The sequence below is a fragment of the Dermatophilaceae bacterium Soc4.6 genome (assembly GCA_039889245.1).
Taxonomy (GTDB): domain Bacteria; phylum Actinomycetota; class Actinomycetes; order Actinomycetales; family Dermatophilaceae; genus Lapillicoccus.
Map to the genome: position 1 here is coordinate 3,958,902 of JAZGVH010000002.1, position 17,223 is coordinate 3,976,124.

General features: G+C 71.6%; 14 protein-coding genes. All 14 read left to right on the plus strand.

Going from position 1 to position 17,223, the window contains the following annotated elements; translation table 11 throughout:
* Positions 1–32: 32 nt before the first annotated feature.
* The 14 genes from aroC (at position 33) to V3N99_18575 (ending at position 17,204) form a co-directional block, all read left to right on the plus strand.
* The gene (gene aroC, locus V3N99_18510; GenBank protein ID MEO3938725.1) at positions 33–1,262 is read left to right on the plus strand and encodes a chorismate synthase; all 1,230 of its coding nucleotides are present in this window, start codon (positions 33–35) and stop codon (positions 1,260–1,262) included.
* Complete coding sequence (locus V3N99_18515) at positions 1,256–1,801, plus strand: shikimate kinase (protein ID MEO3938726.1); 546 nt, start codon at positions 1,256–1,258, stop codon at positions 1,799–1,801. Before aroC ends, V3N99_18515 begins: the two co-directional genes overlap by 7 nt.
* A complete protein-coding gene (gene aroB, locus V3N99_18520; GenBank protein MEO3938727.1) occupies positions 1,798–2,892 on the plus strand; it encodes a 3-dehydroquinate synthase in 1,095 nt (364 codons plus the stop codon). Before V3N99_18515 ends, aroB begins: the two co-directional genes overlap by 4 nt.
* Before the next feature lie 85 nt (positions 2,893–2,977).
* The gene (locus V3N99_18525) at positions 2,978–3,709 is read left to right on the plus strand and encodes a dienelactone hydrolase family protein (protein ID MEO3938728.1); all 732 of its coding nucleotides are present in this window, start codon (positions 2,978–2,980) and stop codon (positions 3,707–3,709) included.
* 124 nt (positions 3,710–3,833) lie between these two features.
* A complete protein-coding gene (efp, locus tag V3N99_18530; protein ID MEO3938729.1) occupies positions 3,834–4,397 on the plus strand; it encodes an elongation factor P in 564 nt (187 codons plus the stop codon).
* A 28-nt stretch (positions 4,398–4,425) separates the two neighbouring features.
* Positions 4,426–4,839 (plus strand): transcription antitermination factor NusB, encoded by a 414-nt coding sequence (gene nusB / locus V3N99_18535; protein ID MEO3938730.1) that lies wholly within the window; start codon positions 4,426–4,428, stop codon positions 4,837–4,839.
* A gap of 204 nt (positions 4,840–5,043) precedes the next feature.
* The gene (locus V3N99_18540) at positions 5,044–7,734 is read left to right on the plus strand and encodes an alkaline phosphatase family protein (protein ID MEO3938731.1); all 2,691 of its coding nucleotides are present in this window, start codon (positions 5,044–5,046) and stop codon (positions 7,732–7,734) included.
* 131 nt (positions 7,735–7,865) lie between these two features.
* A complete protein-coding gene (pyrR, locus tag V3N99_18545) occupies positions 7,866–8,462 on the plus strand; it encodes a bifunctional pyr operon transcriptional regulator/uracil phosphoribosyltransferase PyrR (protein ID MEO3938732.1) in 597 nt (198 codons plus the stop codon).
* Positions 8,459–9,436, plus strand: coding sequence for an aspartate carbamoyltransferase catalytic subunit (locus V3N99_18550; protein MEO3938733.1), 978 nt, complete (start codon positions 8,459–8,461; stop codon positions 9,434–9,436). Before pyrR ends, V3N99_18550 begins: the two co-directional genes overlap by 4 nt.
* On the plus strand, positions 9,433–10,758 hold the full coding sequence (locus V3N99_18555; GenBank protein MEO3938734.1) for a dihydroorotase: 1,326 nt from the start codon (positions 9,433–9,435) through the stop codon (positions 10,756–10,758). The genes V3N99_18550 and V3N99_18555 overlap by 4 nt, the downstream gene beginning before the upstream one ends.
* Entirely contained in the window at positions 10,755–11,945 is a 1,191-nt protein-coding gene (gene carA / locus V3N99_18560; protein MEO3938735.1) for a glutamine-hydrolyzing carbamoyl-phosphate synthase small subunit, read from the plus strand. Before V3N99_18555 ends, carA begins: the two co-directional genes overlap by 4 nt.
* Positions 11,945–15,343 carry a carbamoyl-phosphate synthase large subunit gene (gene carB / locus V3N99_18565; protein ID MEO3938736.1) on the plus strand — a complete coding sequence of 1,133 codons (3,399 nt, stop codon included), beginning with the start codon at positions 11,945–11,947 and terminating at the stop codon, positions 15,341–15,343. Before carA ends, carB begins: the two co-directional genes overlap by 1 nt.
* Positions 15,340–16,257, plus strand: coding sequence for a dihydroorotate dehydrogenase electron transfer subunit (locus tag V3N99_18570; protein MEO3938737.1), 918 nt, complete (start codon positions 15,340–15,342; stop codon positions 16,255–16,257). Before carB ends, V3N99_18570 begins: the two co-directional genes overlap by 4 nt.
* Positions 16,257–17,204 (plus strand): dihydroorotate dehydrogenase, encoded by a 948-nt coding sequence (locus V3N99_18575; protein ID MEO3938738.1) that lies wholly within the window; start codon positions 16,257–16,259, stop codon positions 17,202–17,204. Before V3N99_18570 ends, V3N99_18575 begins: the two co-directional genes overlap by 1 nt.
* The last annotated feature ends 19 nt before the right edge of the window (positions 17,205–17,223 follow it).

A 17,223-nucleotide genomic window follows, 5' to 3' on the forward strand; every position in this document is an offset into this window, starting at 1 on the left:
CGGCTGCGGGCGTGCGTGGGAGACTCCACCCCATGTCCCAGTTGCGGTGGATCACCGCCGGTGAGTCCCATGGCCCGGCCCTGACGGCTGTCATCGAAGGCCTGCCCGCAGGCGTGCAGGTGACCAGCGCCGACGTCGGTGCGGCGCTGGCCCGGCGACGTCTCGGCTTCGGTCGCGGCGCCCGGATGTCGTTCGAGCAGGACGCCGTCGAGTTCCTGGGCGGCCTGCGGCACGGCCTGACCCTGGGGTCTCCGGTGGCCATCCGCATCGGCAACAGCGAGTGGCCCAAGTGGCGCACCGTGATGAGCCCCGACCCGGTCGCGGCCGACGACCTCGCGGCCGCCGACGACGTCGGCGCCGAGAAGGAGCTGGCCCGCAACCGCCCGCTCACCCGGCCTCGGCCCGGTCACGCCGACCTCGTCGGGATGCAGAAGTACGGCTTCGACGAGGCCCGTCCCGTGCTCGAGCGAGCGTCGGCCCGCGAGACGGCCGCACGGGTCGCCCTCGGTGAGGTCGCTGCGCGCCTCCTGCACCAGGCCTACGGCATCCGCCTGGTCTCCCACACGGTCGCGATCGGCGCCGCCGGTGTGGCCGACGACGCCCTCCTGCCGACGCCCGACGACGTCGAGCGCCTCGACGCCAACCCCGTGCGCAGCCTCGACGCCGAGGGCTCGGCGGCGATGGTCGCCGAGGTCGAGGCGGCCAAGAAGGACGGCGACACCCTGGGTGGTGTCGTCGAGGTCCTCGCGTACGGCGTGCCACCGGGCCTCGGTTCGCACGTGCACTGGGACCGGCGGCTCGACTCCCGCCTGGCCGGCGCCCTCATGGGCATCCAGGCGATCAAGGGGGTCGAGGTCGGAGACGGCTTCCGCACCGCCGCCCGTCGCGGCTCGCAGGCCCACGACGAGATGGAGCGCGACGAGTCCGGCACCATCCGCCGCCGCACCGGGCGCGCCGGAGGCACCGAGGGCGGCATGTCCACCGGGCAGGTGCTGCGGGTGCGTGCTGCCATGAAGCCGATCTCGACGGTGCCGCGGGCCCTCGACTCGATCGACACCGTCAGCGACGAGCCGGCCAAGGCCATCCACCAGCGCTCCGACGTGTGCGCCGTGCCGGCTGCGGGTGTCGTGGCCGAGGCCATGGTCGCCCTGGTCCTGGCCGAGGCGTGCCTCGAGAAGTTCGGCGGAGACAGCGTCGCCGAGACCCGGCGCAACCTCGAGGGCTACCTCGCGGCCGTCCCCGAGCGGCTGCGCACGTGGTGACCGCGGGAGCCACCGCGCCGGTCGCCGTGGTCATCGGGCCCCCCGGGGCAGGCAAGACGACGACCGGCCGGGCGCTCGCCGAGCTGCTCGGCGTGCCCTTCCTCGACACCGACGAGCGCGTGGTCGCGACGTCGGGGCGCTCCGTCTCCGAGATCTTCGTCGACGACGGGGAGGCCGCCTTCCGGGCCCTCGAGCGCGAGGCGGTCGTGCAGGCGCTCTCGACGCACAGGGGCGTGGTCGCCCTCGGCGGCGGTGCGCCGATCCAGCCCGAGGTCCGCGACCTGCTGCGGGGTCACTGCGTGGTCTTCCTCGACGTCACCATCGCCGACGCGTCGAGACGGATCGGCTTCGACGCCTCGCGGCCCCTGTTGTCGATCAACCCCCGCGGGTCGTGGATCGCCATGATGAACGAGCGGCGACCGCTCTACGAGGCGGCAGCGACCCACCGGGTCGACACGAACGGCCGCTCCGCGTCGGAGGTCGCGGTGAGCGTGGCGCAGCTGATCGCCACCCCTGGCGACGACGAGGAGGGGTCATGACCGAGTCCACCGAGCCCACCGTGATCCCGGTCGGGGACGACTACGAGGTCCTCGTCGGGCGTGGGCTGCTCGATGACCCCACCGTCGTGACCCGGCTGCTGCCCACCGGTGTCAGCCGCGTGCTCGTGGTCCACCCGGCACCGCTGTCCGGGCTCGCCCGCCGGCTCGGCGACGCCGTGGAGGCCGCCGGAGCGCGGGTGCACCTGGCGGAGGTGCCGGACGCCGAGTCGGCCAAGACGGCCGCGGTGGCGGCCGACCTCTGGGGCCAGCTCGGCCGGGCGGGGTTCACCCGCACCGATGCCGTCATCGGTCTCGGTGGAGGCACCGTCACCGACCTCGCCGGATTCGTCGCCGCCACGTGGCTGCGGGGGGTCGCCGTCGTGCAGGTGCCGACCACCGTGCTGGCCATGGTCGACGCGGCCGTGGGCGGCAAGACCGGGATCAACACGCCCGAGGGCAAGAACCTCGTCGGCTCGTTCCACCCGCCGGCCGGGGTGGTCTGCGACCTCGACGTGCTGGCCACGCTGCCTGCGGTCGACCTCACCGCCGGGCTGGCCGAGGTGGTCAAGTGCGGCTTCATCGCCGACCCGGTGATCCTCGACCTCGTCGAGGCCGACCCTGTCGACGCCGCGCGGCCGCAGGGGGCGCGGTTGCGCGAACTGGTCGAGCGGGCCGTGCGGGTCAAGGCGCGGGTGGTGGCCGCAGACCTGCGCGAGGCCTCGCTGCGCGAGATCCTCAACTACGGGCACACCTTCGGCCACGCGATCGAGCAGGTGGAGGGCTACTCCTGGCGCCACGGCGACGCCGTCGCGGTGGGCATGGTCTACGTCGCCGAGCTGGCCCGGCTGACCGGCCACCTCGACGCCGCGGTCGTCGACCGGCACCGGGCCGTGCTCACGAGCCTGGGTCTGCCCACGTCCTACCGCGGCGACCGTTGGCCGGTCCTGCTCCCCGCGATGCGCCGTGACAAGAAGGCCCGGGGTGACCTGCTGCGGTTCGTCGTCCTCGATGACGTCGGGCGGCCGGTCCGTCTCGAGGGACCGGTGACGGCCGACCTCGAGGCCGCCTACGCCGCGGTGTCCGAGAGCTGACGCCGGGGACCTGCGGGGGAAGACCCGCGGCCGTGAACGGGCGAGCCCTCGCACGCGGCTGGGCCGAGGATGGCAGGCTGACCCCATGGGAGAGCTCATCGAGGTCATGACCCGCACGACGGTGCCCGACGCGTCACCGAGCCTGACGGCCTACGTGACCCGTCCTGCCAGTGCGGAGCGACTGCCCGGCGTGGTGCTGCTCCACGAGGCCTTCGGCCTCGACGACAACGCGCGCCGGTCGGCCGACCGGGTGGCGCAGATGGGCTACGTCGTCATCGTCCCCGACCTCTTCAGCGAGGGTGGGGCGATGCGGTGCCTCAAGTCCACCTTCTCGGCCATGCGCAGCGGTCAGGGGCGGGCCTTCGCCGACATCGCGGCCGCCCGGCAGTCGGTGCTCGAGCGCGACGACACGACCGACGCCGTAGGCGTGATCGGCTTCTGCATGGGCGGCGCGTTCGCGCTGCTGTGCGCCGCGCCGGCGCGGGGCTTCGGGGCCAGCTCGGTCAACTACGGTCGGCTGCCGGCGTCGTTCGACGTCCTCGCCGGCGGGTGTCCGGTCCTCGGCTCCTACGGGGGCAAGGACCGCAGCCTCAGTGGTGCGGCGGCGACCCTCGACGGCGAGCTGACCCGGGTGGGGGTCGAGCACGAGGTCACCGAGTACCCCGACGCCGGGCACTCCTTCCTCAACGACGAGATGGGTGGGCCGTGGTTCCTGCGGCCGGTGCTGCGGCTCGCGGGCATGGGTCCGGAGCCCGCCACGGCGGCCGTGGCCTGGGGCAGGATCGACGAGTTCTTCGCGAGGCACCTGCGCGGGTAGACTTCCGTGGTTCCTCGGGCGAGGCCTCCGGCCACGCCCCTACGCATCCCGGTGTCCCCGGCCCCTCGCGCCCGCGAGGTGCGAGCCGCGGCGACGCCAGCACACACCGAAAGCGGTCCCTCACGTGGCGTCGACCAACGACCTGAAGAACGGCCTCGTCCTCAACATCGACGGACAGCTCTGGTCGGTCGTGGAGTTCCAGCACGTCAAGCCCGGCAAGGGGCCGGCCTTCGTCCGCACGAAGCTCAAGGCCGTGCTGTCGGGCAAGGTCGTCGACAAGACCTTCAACGCCGGCACCAAGGTCGAGACGGCCAACGTCGACAAGCGCACGATGCAGTACCTCTACAAGGACGGCGAGGAGTACGTGTTCATGGACACGGACACCTTCGAGCAGCTCTACGTCAACACGGTGGTGGTGGGGACGGCCGCCGACTACATGCTGGAGAACCAGAACGCGATCGTGGCGACCCACGACGGCGCCCCGCTGTATGTCGAGCTGCCCGCCTCGGTGGTCCTCGAGATCTCCTACACCGAGCCCGGCCTGCAGGGCGACCGCTCCACCGGTGGCACCAAGCCCGCCACCCTCGAGACCGGCGCCCAGATCGCGGTGCCGCTCTTCCTCGAGCAGGGCACCAAGATCAAGGTCGACACCCGCGACGGGTCGTATCTCGGCCGCGTCAACGACTGACCTCCCACCACCACTGATCTGAGCTGAGATGGCTGCCCGCAGCAAGAGCCGCAAGCGCGCGCTCGACCTCCTCTTCGAGGCCGACCAGCGCGGGCTCAACGTCACTGAGCTGCTGGCAGCGCGCCTGATCGAGCCGGGTGCGCCGTCGCCCGTCACCCCCTACACCGTCGACATCGTCGAGGGGGTGGTGGACAAGTGGTCGGACATCGACGACCTGCTGACCACCTACAGCCAGGGCTGGACGGTCGACCGGATGCCCGGCGTCGACCGCGCCATCCTGCGCATCGGGGCCTGGGAGGTCGTCTGGAACGACGACGTGCCCGACGCGGTCGCGATCTCCGAGGCCGTCGAGCTGGCCAAGTCGCTCTCCACCGACGACTCGCCGGGCTTCGTCAACGGGCTGCTGGGCCGCCTGGCCGAGGTCAAGCCGACCCTCGTCTGATCCCGCTCCGGTGCGCTGGGCCCACCCCGGGGCTGACCTCGGGGTTTGACTCACCCATGACCCTGCGGTGGACGCCCGGTGACCTGCTGGTCACCCAGCCGTCGCCAAGAAGTCACGCCCCAGGCGCCGTCCTCGGAGGCCCTTCCCAGACGCCGTCCCTAGCGTCGTCACTCGTCAACCCGGACGACGTGAAGGACAGGGACCATGGCACACAGAGCTCGTAAGAGGACACTCACGACGGTTGCTGCGGCGACGGCCGTAGCGGTCTGCGGCAGCGCGGCATACGCTGCGGCGACCGATCGAAACACGCCCCTTGCCAGCAAGACCGTCGGCGCCCAGCCCGACGGGTCGAACCTCGTGCAGACGGGGCAGTTCGTGACACCAGCCGGCGACGTCATCAAGGAGGCCGGGCGTCCATTCGGACTCGCCCTCGCCCCCGACGGCAAGACCGCCGCCGCCCTCAACACCGGTGGGGCGACCACGGGGGTCGTGACCGTCTTCGACCTGGTCACTCACGCGGTGAAGCAGCAGTTCGGCACGGGCCGCATCTCCGACGGCGGCATCCTCTACGGCGAGGACGGTCAGAGCCTGTATGCCGCGGAGCCGGACGGGCTCGCTCGCTTCGACGTCGCCCGGGATGGCACCCTGTCGCACCAGACGACGATTGCCCTGCCCGGGGTCGACGGACGCCAACCCGTCCCCGCCGGGATGGCGTGGGCGCCGAACCGACGTGATCTGCTGGTCACCCTCAGCGCCAACAACACCCTCGCGGTCGTCGACACGAAGACGGGGACGGTGACCCGTCAGATCCCGGTCGGCAACGTCCCGAATTCCGTGGTGGTCGTGGACGGCAAGGCCTACGTCAGCAACCAGGGTGGCCGTCCGGCCACGGCGGGTGACCGCACCGACCTGTCCTACGGCACGCCGATCGTCACGAACAACCGCTCGGCCGTGCCGTCCACCGGCTCGGTGTCGGAGGTCGACTACCGCGCAGGGCGCGAGGTCACGACGTTCAGGGTGGGGATCCAGCCGAGCGCCCTGCTCGCCGTCGGCGGCACGGTGCTGGTGACCAACACCGACGACGACACCGTGACGAGCATCGACACCGTGAAGCAGCGGGTCGGCCGCACCTTCGTGGCCAACCCGGCGCCCGGCTCGCCCAGTGGTGCCTCGCCCAACGGGCTGGCCATGCTCGATCCCACGCACCTGGCCGTGAGCCTCGGGCGGGACAACGCGGTCGCGGTGTACTCGTACACCGGGGCCTACACGCAGCCGAGCTTCGAGGGTCTGATCCCGACCGGCTCCTACCCGACCGGCCTGGCCTGGAGCGCGTCGCTGGGGCGTCTCGTCGTGGGCAGCGAGCAGGGCCTCGGATCCGTGGGTGCTCTCGGGACCAACCTCCAGGGCGTCGGCACCCGACCGGCGACCTCTCACCTCGGCTACAACTTCGTCGGCACGGTCCAGACCGTGCCGGTGCCGACCAACGCGCAGATGGCGGCCTACACCAGGCAGGTCTTCGCCAACAACCAGTGGAACGGACTGCTCGAGCGCAACCGCGCCGGGAGCGGCCGCGCCACTCCGGTTCCGGTGCCCCTGCACGTCGGCGACCCGTCGACGATCAAGCACGTGTTCCTCATCATCAAGGAGAACCGCACCTACGACCAGGTGCTCGGGGACGACCCGCGCGGCCACGGCGACCCGTCACTCGCCCAGTTCGGCGGGGCGACCACGCCGAACTTCCATGCACTGGCGAGGCAGTTCCCCCTCATCGACAACCTCTACTCCGACGGCACCAACTCGGCCGAGGGCCATCACTGGCTCGACCAGGCCACCGTCAACAACTACATGCAGCAGATGTACGGCAACTACACGCGGTCGTACCAGACCGGTGACCCGATGAGCAACGCCAAGACCGGCTGGATCTGGGACAACGCACTGGCCCATGGCAAGTCGGTCACCAACTGGGGCGAGCAGATCGACTCCTACGTCGACAAGGCCGGCAACGGCACCACCGCCGGCAGCTGGCCCACCTGGTACCACGACTCGCGGGTGCTCGAGGGCAAGACCCCCGGCCCGCTCGCCTACCCCATCGGCACCTACACCGCCAAGACCGACATCCCCTCCCTCCAGCAGGTGACGAAGCCGAACTTCCCGAACTTCGACCTCAACATCCCCGACCAGTACCGCGCCGACCTGTTCCAGCGGGACTTCGCGCGCTACGTCAAGAACGCGAACCTCCCGGCGCTCAACCTGGCCTGGGTCATCGACGACCACACGGCCGGTACCTCGCCCGGCGCGATCACGCCGTCGGCCTACGTCGCCGACAACGACCTCGCGACGGGGCGGATGATCGACACCATCTCGCACAGCCCGTACTGGAAGGACAGCGCGATCTTCGTCATCGAGGACGACACCCAGAACGGTGTCGACCACGTGGACGGCCACCGCAACCCGACCTTCGTCGTCAGCCCCTACGCCAAGCGGGGCGCGGTCGACCACACCTACTACAGCCAGCTCAACGTCATGCGCACGATCGAGCAGATCCTCGGCCTGCCCCCGATGAACCAGCAGGACCTCACGGCCGAGCCGATGCGCAACGTGTTCACCGACCAGGCCGACCTGACCCCGTACGACGCGCGACCCAACCAGATCCCCCTGACCTCGACCAACCCGGCGGTCTCGAAGACCGCCGGCCCGGTCGAGCAGGCCTGGGCCGCGTGGTCGGCCAAGCAGGACTTCCACTCCGAGGACATGGTCGACATGGGTCAGCTCAACCGCGACATCTGGTACTCCACCAGCCACTTCGCCACGCCCTACCCGGGTGACGAGACGGTGCTCCTGCCGCAGCAGGTGCCGGGCGCCGCCGCGGTCCCGGTCGCCAACGCCGACAACTGAGCCCAGCCCCGCCCCGCACGACGGGCCCCCGCCGGACTCCGGCGGGGGCCCGTCCCCCGCTCGGGTAGGGTGGGCGACCGTACAGACAATCCTTTAAATCACCGTCCTGTGAGGCGGGGAAGGAGGCTCTGATGTCGGCTGCTGACCAGCCCTCATCGGCGAGCCCGGTCGGGCGGCCGGTCCCCGACGACGCACGTGTCGTCATGACCTCCGGTGACGTGTCCCGGGCCCTGCGTCGCATCGCCCACGAGATCCTCGAGGCCAACAAGGGACCCGAGGGCCTCGTCGTGCTCGGTATCCCCTCGCGGGGGGTGCAGCTGGCCCGCCGGCTCGTCGCGGTCATGGCGCAGGTCGAGGGCACTGAGGTGCCCGTCGGCACCCTCGACGTGACGATGCAGCGCGACGACCTGCGCAGCCAGCCTGTGCGCACCGTGGCGCGCAGCGAGATCCCGACCGGCGGACTCGACGACCAGGTCGTGGTGCTGGTCGACGACGTGCTCTACTCCGGTCGCACGATCCGGGCTGCGCTCGAGTCGATCGCCGAGCTCGGTCGCCCGCGGGTGGTGCGGCTCGCCGTCCTCGTCGACCGGGGTCACCGTGAGCTGCCGATCCGCGCCGACCACGTCGGCAAGAACCTCCCGACGGCCAGCAGCGAGCGGGTGCACGTGCGCCTCACCGAGGTGGACGGCGAGGATGACAGCGTCAAGATCAGCGGTGGTGGGCGATGAGCCGCCACCTGCTGAGCTCGGCCGACCTCGACCGGGACGAGGTCGACGCGATCCTCACCACCGCGCTGTCGATGCACGACGTGCAGCGCCGCGAGGTCAAGAAGATCCCGACCCTGCGCGGCCGCACCGTCATCAACCTCTTCTTCGAGGACTCCACGCGCACCCGCAGCTCCTTCGAGATCGCGGGCAAGTGGATGTCGGCCGACACCATCAACATCACCGGCAAGGGCAGCTCGACGAGCAAGGGCGAGTCGTTGCGCGACACCGTGCGCACCGTCGCCGCCATGGGGGTCGACGCGCTCGTCGTCCGGCACGCGGCCTCGGGCGCCTGCCATCAGGTCGCCCAGTGGGTCGACGCGAGCGTCATCAACGCGGGTGACGGCACCCACGAGCACCCCACGCAGGCCCTGCTCGACGCCTACACGCTGCGCCACCACCTCGGTGGCGACGCCGACGCGCTCGACGGGCGCCACGTGGTCATCGTGGGCGACCTCACGCACTCGCGGGTCTTCCGCAGCAACGTCATCACCCTCACCCGGCTCGGGGCCCGGGTGACGGTGGTCGCCCCGCCGACGCTCATGCCCAGCGGGGTCGGGCCGTGGTCGCAGGCCGCGGGCTTCGGCACGTCGTATGACCTCGACGCGGTGCTCGGCGGGCGGGCCGGTGACGTCGACGCGCTGATGATGCTGCGCGTGCAGCGCGAGCGCATGTCCGGCGGATACTTCCCCACCCCGCGCGAGTACACCGTGGGCTACGGCCTGACGAGGTCCCGTATGGAGCGCCTCGTGCAGGCGCAGCCCGACGTCGCCGTGCTCCACCCCGGGCCGATCAACCGCGGGCTGGAGATCACCGCCGACGCGGCGGACTCGCAGCAGTCGAGGGTGCTCGACCAGGTGTCGGCGGGCGTGGCCGTGCGGATGGCCGTGCTCTACCACCTGCTGGCCGGCTCAGACTCGCAGGAGGCCTCCGCATGACCAGCTCTCCCAGCCCGACCCGCACCCTCGTCCGCGGGGCCCGCCTGCTCGGCGGAGCCCCGACCGACCTGCTCCTGGCCGACGGCATCGTCGTCGAGGTGGGGTCCCTGTCGGTGACCGGCGCGCACGACGTGGTCGACGCCGACGGACTGGTCGCGCTGCCCGGGCTGGTGGACCTCCACGTGCACCTGCGCGAGCCCGGCCGCGAGGACGCCGAGACCGTGGCCAGCGGGTCAGCCGCAGCTGCCGCGGGGGGCTTCACCGCGGTGCTGGCCATGGCCAACACGGATCCGGTCACCGACACCGCCGAGGCCGCCGAGCGGGTGCTCGACCTCGGTCGGGCCGTCGGGCTGGTCGACGTGCAGCCGGTCGGAGCCGTCACCAAGGGGCTCGAGGGTCACGAGCTGGCCGAGCTCGGACTCATGGCCCGGTCGCGGGCGCGCGTGCGGGTCTTCTCCGACGACGGGCACTGCGTCGCCAACGCCCGGGTGATGCGCCGGGCGCTCGAGTACGTCAAGGCCTTCGGGGGGGTCGTCACCCAGCACGCGCAGGACCCGACGCTCGCCGGGCGCGAGGCCTGCTGCCACGAGGGCGAGGTCTCTGGCCGTCTCGGGCTGCCGGGGTGGCCCGGCGTCGCCGAGGAGAGCATCGTCGCGCGCGACGTCATGCTCGCCCGGCACACCGGCAGCCGGGTGCACGTCGCCCACGTCTCCACCGCCGGCACCGTCGAGGTGCTGCGGTGGGCCAAGGCCGCCGGCGTCGCCGTGACCGCCGAGGTGACGCCGCACCATCTGATGCTGACCACCGACCTGCTGACCGGCTACGACCCGGTCTTCAAGGTCAACCCACCGCTGCGGCCGCAGGAGGACGTCGACGCCCTGCGGGCGGCGCTCGCCGACGGCACGATCGACGCGGTCGCCACCGACCACGCACCCCACGCGCGGCACGACAAGGAGCACGCCTTCGTCGACGCAGCCTTCGGCATGGTCGGGCTCGAGACGGCGCTGTCGGTGGTTGCCGAGGCGATGGTGCGCACCGGGCTGCTCGACTGGGCCGGGGTGGCCCGGGTGATGTCGCAGACCCCGGCTCGCATCGCCGGGCTCGCCGGCCACGGCGGCTCGCTCGCCGTCGGGGAGCCAGCCACCCTCACCCTGGTCGACCCCGACCGCAGCGTCGTCGTCGACGCCGGAGCCTCGGTCTCGTTGTCACGCAACAACCCCTGGCACGGCCGCACCCTCACCGGTGCCGTGCACTCCACCTGGCTGCGGGGTCGACGCACCGACCCGACCCCCGTGCCCGTCCCGTCCGAGGAGCTCCTGTGACATCTGCCCATCCCCCCCTCGACCTGCTCGCCACCCGTGAGCCGGCCGTGCTCGTGCTCGAGGACGGCCGCGCCTTCCGCGGCGAGGCCTACGGCGCCCGCGGTGAGACCGTCGGCGAGGCAGTCTTCTCCACCGGCATGACCGGCTACCAGGAGACGCTCACCGACCCCAGCTACCACCGCCAGGTCGTCGTCATGACCGCCCCGCACGTGGGCAACACCGGCATGAACGCCGACGACATGGAGTCGCGCCGGATCTGGGTGGCCGGCTACGTCGTGCGCGACCCGGCGCTGCGACCCTCGAGCTGGCGCTCGACCTCGACCCTCGAGGACGAGCTGACCGAGCAGGGCGTCGTCGGCATCTGCGGCATCGACACCCGCGCCCTCACGCGTCACCTGCGCGAGCGCGGCGCCATGCGGGTGGGCATCTTCAGCGGGGAGGCGTATGCCGCGGAGCTCCCGTCCGGAGCGGTCGGCCCGCTCACCGAGAGGGTGCGCGAGGCGCCGCCGATGTCGGGCGCGGCGCTCGCCACCGAGGTCAGCACGGCCGAGCCCTACGTCGTGTCGGCGGTGGGGGAGAAGCGCTTCACCGTCGCCGCGCTCGACCTCGGGATCAAGGCGATGACGCCGCACCTGATGGCCCAGCGGGGGATTGAGGTGCACGTGCTGCCGGCCACCTCGACCTGGGAGCAGGTGCAGGCCGTGCAGCCCGACGGGGTCTTCTTCTCCAACGGCCCCGGTGACCCGGCCACGGCCGACACCGAGGTGGCGCTGCTGCGGCAGGTGCTCGACGCGCAGGTGCCGTTCTTCGGCATCTGCTTCGGCAACCAGCTGCTGGGCCGCGCACTCGGCTTCGGCACCTACAAGCTGAAGTACGGCCACCGTGGCATCAACCAGCCGGTGATGGACCGCACGACCGGCAAGGTCGAGGTCACCGCGCACAACCACGGCTTCGCCGTGCAGGCGCCCACCGATCGTGAGAGCGACACGGCATACGGGCGGGTGCGGGTGTCGCACGTGTGCCTCAACGACGACGTGGTCGAGGGCCTGGAGTGCCTCGACCGGCCGGCCTACTCGGTGCAGTACCACCCGGAGGCGGCGGCGGGACCGCACGACGCGGGCTACCTCTTCGAGCGCTTCGTCGAGCTCATGACCCAGCACCAGTCCATCACCCAGGGAGCCTCCTGATGCCCAAGCGCGACGACATCCGCAGCGTCCTCGTCATCGGCTCCGGCCCGATCGTCATCGGTCAGGCGTGCGAGTTCGACTACTCGGGCACCCAGGCCTGCCGGGTGCTCAAGGAGGAGGGCATCCGCGTCGTCCTCGTCAACAGCAACCCGGCGACGATCATGACCGACCCCGAGTTCGCCGACGCGACCTACGTCGAGCCGATCACCCCTGAGGTCGTCGAGGCGATCATCGCCCGTGAGCGCCCCGACGCGGTGCTCGCCACCCTGGGCGGTCAGACCGCCCTCAACTGCGCGATCTCGTTGCACGAGAACGGTGTCCTCGAGAAGTACAACTGCCCGCTGATCGGTGCGAACGTCGCCGCCATCCAGCTTGGTGAGGACCGCGAGGCCTTCAAGGGGGTCGTGCAGCGGTGTGGCGCCGAGAGCGCCCGTTCCTTCATCACCCACACGATGGACGAGGTGCTGGCGGCCGCCGACGAGCTCGGCTACCCGGTGGTGGTGCGCCCCTCCTTCACGATGGGTGGGCTGGGCTCGGGCTTCGCCAACGACGAGACCGAGCTGCGCAGGATGGCCGGCCAGGGGCTGCAGGCGAGCCCCACGACCGAGGTGCTGCTCGAGGAGTCGATCAAGGGCTGGAAGGAGTACGAGCTCGAGGTCATGCGCGACCACAAGGACAACGTCGTGGTCGTCTGCTCGATCGAGAACCTCGACCCCATGGGCGTGCACACCGGTGACTCCATCACCGTCGCCCCGGCCCTGACCCTGACCGACCGCGAGTACCAGCGACTGCGCGACATCTCGATCGACGTCATCCGCGAGGTCGGGGTCGAGACCGGTGGCTGCAACATCCAGTTCGCCGTCAACCCCTACGACGGCCGCATCATCGTCATCGAGATGAACCCGCGCGTCTCCCGCTCGTCGGCCCTCGCGTCGAAGGCGACCGGATTCCCGATCGCGAAGATCGCGGCCAAGATGGCGATCGGCTACACCCTCGACGAGGTGCCCAACGACATCACGCGGGTGACCCCGGCGTCGTTCGAGCCGAGCCTGGACTACGTCGTGGTCAAGGTTCCGCGCTTCGCCTTCGAGAAGTTCCCCGCGGCCGACGCCACCCTCACCACGACCATGAAGTCGGTCGGGGAGGCGATGGCCATCGGGCGCAACTTCACGGAGGCGCTGCAGAAGGCCCTGCGCTCGATGGAGCGCAGCGGCGCGACCTTCCACTGGGACGGCCCCACCCCGAGCGACCCCCAGCGGCTGGCCGAGCTGCTCGAGCTGTCCGGCGTGCCGACCGACGGTCGCATCGTCACCGTGCAGCAGGCGCTGCGCGGTGGAGCCAGCGTCGAGCAGGTGCACGAGGCCACCGGCATCGACCCGTGGTTCCTCGACCAGATGGCCCTGATCAACGCCGTCGCGGACCAAGTGGCTGCGGCGCGCGAGCTGACGCCCGCACTGCTGCGCCTGGCCAAGCGTCACGGCTTCTCCGACAGCCAGATCGCGGGGCTGAGGCGGATGCCGGAGGCGGTGGTGCGCGGCGTCCGGCGGGCCCTCGGGGTGCGCCCGGTCTACAAGACGGTCGACACCTGCGCGGCCGAGTTCGCCGCGAGCACGCCCTACTACTACTCGTCCTACGACGAGGAGACCGAGGTGCTGCCGCGCGAGAAGCCGGCCGTCATCATCCTCGGCTCGGGTCCCAACCGCATCGGCCAGGGCGTCGAGTTCGACTACTCCTGCGTGCACGCGTCGTTCGCGTTGCGCGACAAGGGTTTTGACACTGTCATGGTCAACTGCAACCCCGAGACGGTCTCCACCGACTACGACACGAGCAGCCGCCTCTACTTCGAGCCGCTGACGCTCGAGGACGTGCTCGAGGTCGTGCACGCCGAGTCGCAGGCCGGCCCCATCGCCGGCGTCATCGTGCAGCTCGGCGGCCAGACGCCGCTCGGTCTCGCGCAGGCGCTCAAGGACGAGGGGGTGCCGATCGTCGGCACCTCGCCCGAGGCGATCAACCTCGCCGAGGACCGTGGCGCCTTCGGGCGGGTGCTCACCGAGGCGGGGCTCCCGGCGCCGCGCTACGGCACGGCCTACAGCGCGGAGGAGGCCGTGGCAGTCGCCCGGGAGATCGGCTACCCCGTGCTGGTGCGCCCGTCCTACGTGCTCGGTGGCCGCGGGATGCAGATCGTCTACGACGACGTGACCCTGTCGGGCTACGTCGAGCGGGCGACCGTCGCGTCGCCGGAGCACCCGGTGCTCGTCGACCGCTTCCTCGACGACGCCATCGAGATCGACGTGGACGTGCTCTACGACGGCACGGACATGTACATCGGCGGCATCATGGAGCACATCGAGGAGGCCGGGATCCATTCCGGAGACAGCTCCTGCACGCTGCCGCCGGTCACCCTCGGCGCGAGCGAGCTCGACCGGGTGCGCGAGTCGAGCCTCAAGCTGGCGCAGGGCATCGGCGTGCGTGGGCTGATGAACGTGCAGTTCGCCCTGGCCCAGGACGTGCTCTACGTGCTCGAGGCCAACCCCCGCGCGTCGCGCACGGTGCCCTTCGTGGCGAAGGCCACCGGGGTGCCGATCGCCAAGGCCGCCGCCCGCGTGATGCTGGGCGCCACCATCGCCGAGCTGCGGGCCGAGGGGATGCTCCCTCCGACCGGTGACGGCGGCCGGATGCCGGCCCACTCGCCGATGTCGGTCAAGGAGGCGATCCTGCCCTTCAAGCGCTTCCGCACCAAGGAGGGCAAGGTCGTCGACAGCCTGCTCGGCCCGGAGATGCGCTCCACCGGTGAGGTCATGGGCATCGACGTCGACTTCGGCACCGCGTTCGCCAAGAGCCAGATGAGCTCGGGCGGGCTGCCGGACAGCGGGTCGGTCTTCGTCTCGATCGCGAACCGGCACAAGCGCGCGATGATCTTCCCCGTCAAGCGGCTGGCCGACCTCGGCTTCCGCATCTACGCCACCGTCGGAACCGCAGACGTGCTGCGCCGCAACGGGATCGAGGCGACGCCGGTGCGCAAGATCAGTGAGCGCGACGAGCTCGAGCCGGGGGAGCGCACGATCGTCGACCTCATCAACGCGGGCGAGATCCAGATGGTCGTCAACACGCCCACCGGTCAGGCCGAGCGGGCTGACGGCTACGAGATCCGGGCGGCGACGTCGAGCGCCGACAAGCCGATCATCACCACGGTGCAGGAGCTGTGGGCCGCGGTCCAGGGCATCGAGGCCCGCCGCAACGGCGTGCTGAGGGTCAAGCCGCTGCAGGAGCACGCGCGCGACCTGGACCTCTACGGCGTGCGCGCGGCGGCCGAGGAAGCCGCCGAGAGGACCGAGGCCGTGAAGACCGAGGCCGTGAAGACCGAGGCCGTGGGGGACTCAGCCGGGGTGGGCTCGTGACCAGCCGTCCCGGATCGGGTGTCGCGACCGTGCGGGCCGAGCTCGTGGCCTCGAGGGTGGTCGGTGCCTACCAGCACCTGACGCTCCTGGCCCCGGAGGTCGCCGACCTCGCACGACCCGGCCAGTTCGTGGCGCTCGCCGTGGGCGGGCCCACGTCGGCGACCCTGCTGCGTCGCTGCTTCTCCATCCACCGGGTGACGCCGGACGCCCGCGAGGGCGGCTCGGGCAGCGGGACGGTCGAGCTCGTCGTGGCCGATGCCGGCCCGGGGTCGCGGTGGCTCACGCAGGTGCCGGTGCAGGGGGAGGTCGACCTCATCGGGCCGCTGGGCAAGCCCTTCCCGTTGCCGACCGAGGCGGTGGGCTGCGTCCTCGTCGGCGGTGGCTACGGCAGCGCGCCGCTCTTCTGGCTGGCCGAGCTGTTGCGCGAGCGAGGGTGCGGCGTCGAGATCGTGCTCGGTGCCGCCAGTCGCGACCGGCTCTTCGGGGCCCCGCAGACTTCGGACGACGAGCGGGCGAGCCACGGCGTGACCGTGACCACCGATGACGGGTCGCAGGGGGTCAAGGGCTGGGTGAGCGACGTGCTGCCCGAGGTGATGGCCCGGGCCGACGCGCAGGTCGTCTACGCCTGCGGCCCGATGGCGATGCTCCGCTCGGTGAGCGAGCTCGCGGCCGCCCACGGCGCGGTCGCCCAGGTCGCGGTCGAGGAGGCGATGGCCTGCGGGGTCGGCGTCTGCATGACCTGCGTGATGCCGGTGCGCAGCAGCGACGGCACGACCAAGATGGTGCGTTCGTGCGTCGAGGGCCCCACGTTCCGGGGTGACCGGGTGCGCTGGGACGCGTTCGTCGACGGTCACGCGGTCGTGCCCGCCGACGCCGTCGGGGCACCGGTGGCCGCCGGGGGAGGGGGGCACTGATGGTGTCGATGACGGTCGACCTCGCCGGGGCCCGGCTGCCCAACCCGCTCATGACCGCCTCCGGGTGCGCGGCCAACGGCCGTGAGCTGCATCGCTTCTTCGACGTCGCCGACCTCGGGGCCTTCGTGACCAAGTCGGTCATGCTCGGGGCGCGATCGGGCCGCGGCACCCCACGCATGGCCGAGACGCCCTCGGGGATGCTCAACTCGATCGGCCTGCAGGGGCCGGGGATCGACGCCTTCGTCGACGACGACCTGGCCTGGCTGGCGTCGGTGGGCGCCCGGTCGCTCGTCTCGATCGCCGGATCCGACAGCGAGGAGTTCGCCGAGGTGGCGCGCCGGCTGCGGGACAGCTCCTCCTTCGGCTCCGTGGCGGGCGTCGAGGTCAACATCTCGTGCCCGAACGTCGCCAACCGCGGCCTCGTCTTCGCCTGCGACCCCGGGTCGTCGTCGGCCGTCGTGTCGCTGGTGCGGTCCCAGCTGCCGGCCGAGGTGCCGATCTTCGCCAAGCTCAGCCCCGACGTCACCGACCTCGTCACGATCGCCTCCGCCTGCCTCGAGGCAGGCGCCGACGGCCTGACGATGGTCAACACCCTGCTCGGCATGAGCATCGACATCGACACGATGCGCCCGCACCTGGGCGGCGTCACCGGCGGTCTGTCGGGCCCGGCGATCCGGCCGGTCGCCGTGCGGGCGATCTGGCAGGTGCGCTCGGCGATGCTCACCGGTCGGCTGCCCGTCGCGCCGATCATCGGCGTCGGCGGCGTGCGCACCGGCCACGACGCGCTCGAGCTCGTCGCGGCCGGCGCCAGTGCGGTCCAGGTCGGCACCTCGACCTTCAACGACCCGACCGCGCCCGTGCGCGTGCTGCGTGAGCTCGAGCAGCTGCTCGAGGACAAGGGCATCGTGGCCTTCACCGACGTGGTCGGTGCGGCCCACCCGAGCTGACGTCCGACACGTCGTAGGC

Coding starts and splice junctions, on each gene's coding strand:
- aroC (MEO3938725.1), top strand. CDS start 33: ATGTCCCAGTTGCGGTGGATCACCGCCGGTGAGTCCCATGGCCCGGCC.
- V3N99_18575 (MEO3938738.1), top strand. CDS start 16,257: ATGGTGTCGATGACGGTCGACCTCGCCGGGGCCCGGCTGCCCAACCCG.
- nusB (MEO3938730.1), top strand. CDS start 4,426: ATGGCTGCCCGCAGCAAGAGCCGCAAGCGCGCGCTCGACCTCCTCTTC.
- carB (MEO3938736.1), top strand. CDS start 11,945: ATGCCCAAGCGCGACGACATCCGCAGCGTCCTCGTCATCGGCTCCGGC.
- aroB (MEO3938727.1), top strand. CDS start 1,798: ATGACCGAGTCCACCGAGCCCACCGTGATCCCGGTCGGGGACGACTAC.
- V3N99_18555 (MEO3938734.1), top strand. CDS start 9,433: ATGACCAGCTCTCCCAGCCCGACCCGCACCCTCGTCCGCGGGGCCCGC.
- V3N99_18525 (MEO3938728.1), top strand. CDS start 2,978: ATGGGAGAGCTCATCGAGGTCATGACCCGCACGACGGTGCCCGACGCG.
- V3N99_18540 (MEO3938731.1), top strand. CDS start 5,044: ATGGCACACAGAGCTCGTAAGAGGACACTCACGACGGTTGCTGCGGCG.
- pyrR (MEO3938732.1), top strand. CDS start 7,866: ATGTCGGCTGCTGACCAGCCCTCATCGGCGAGCCCGGTCGGGCGGCCG.
- V3N99_18550 (MEO3938733.1), top strand. CDS start 8,459: ATGAGCCGCCACCTGCTGAGCTCGGCCGACCTCGACCGGGACGAGGTC.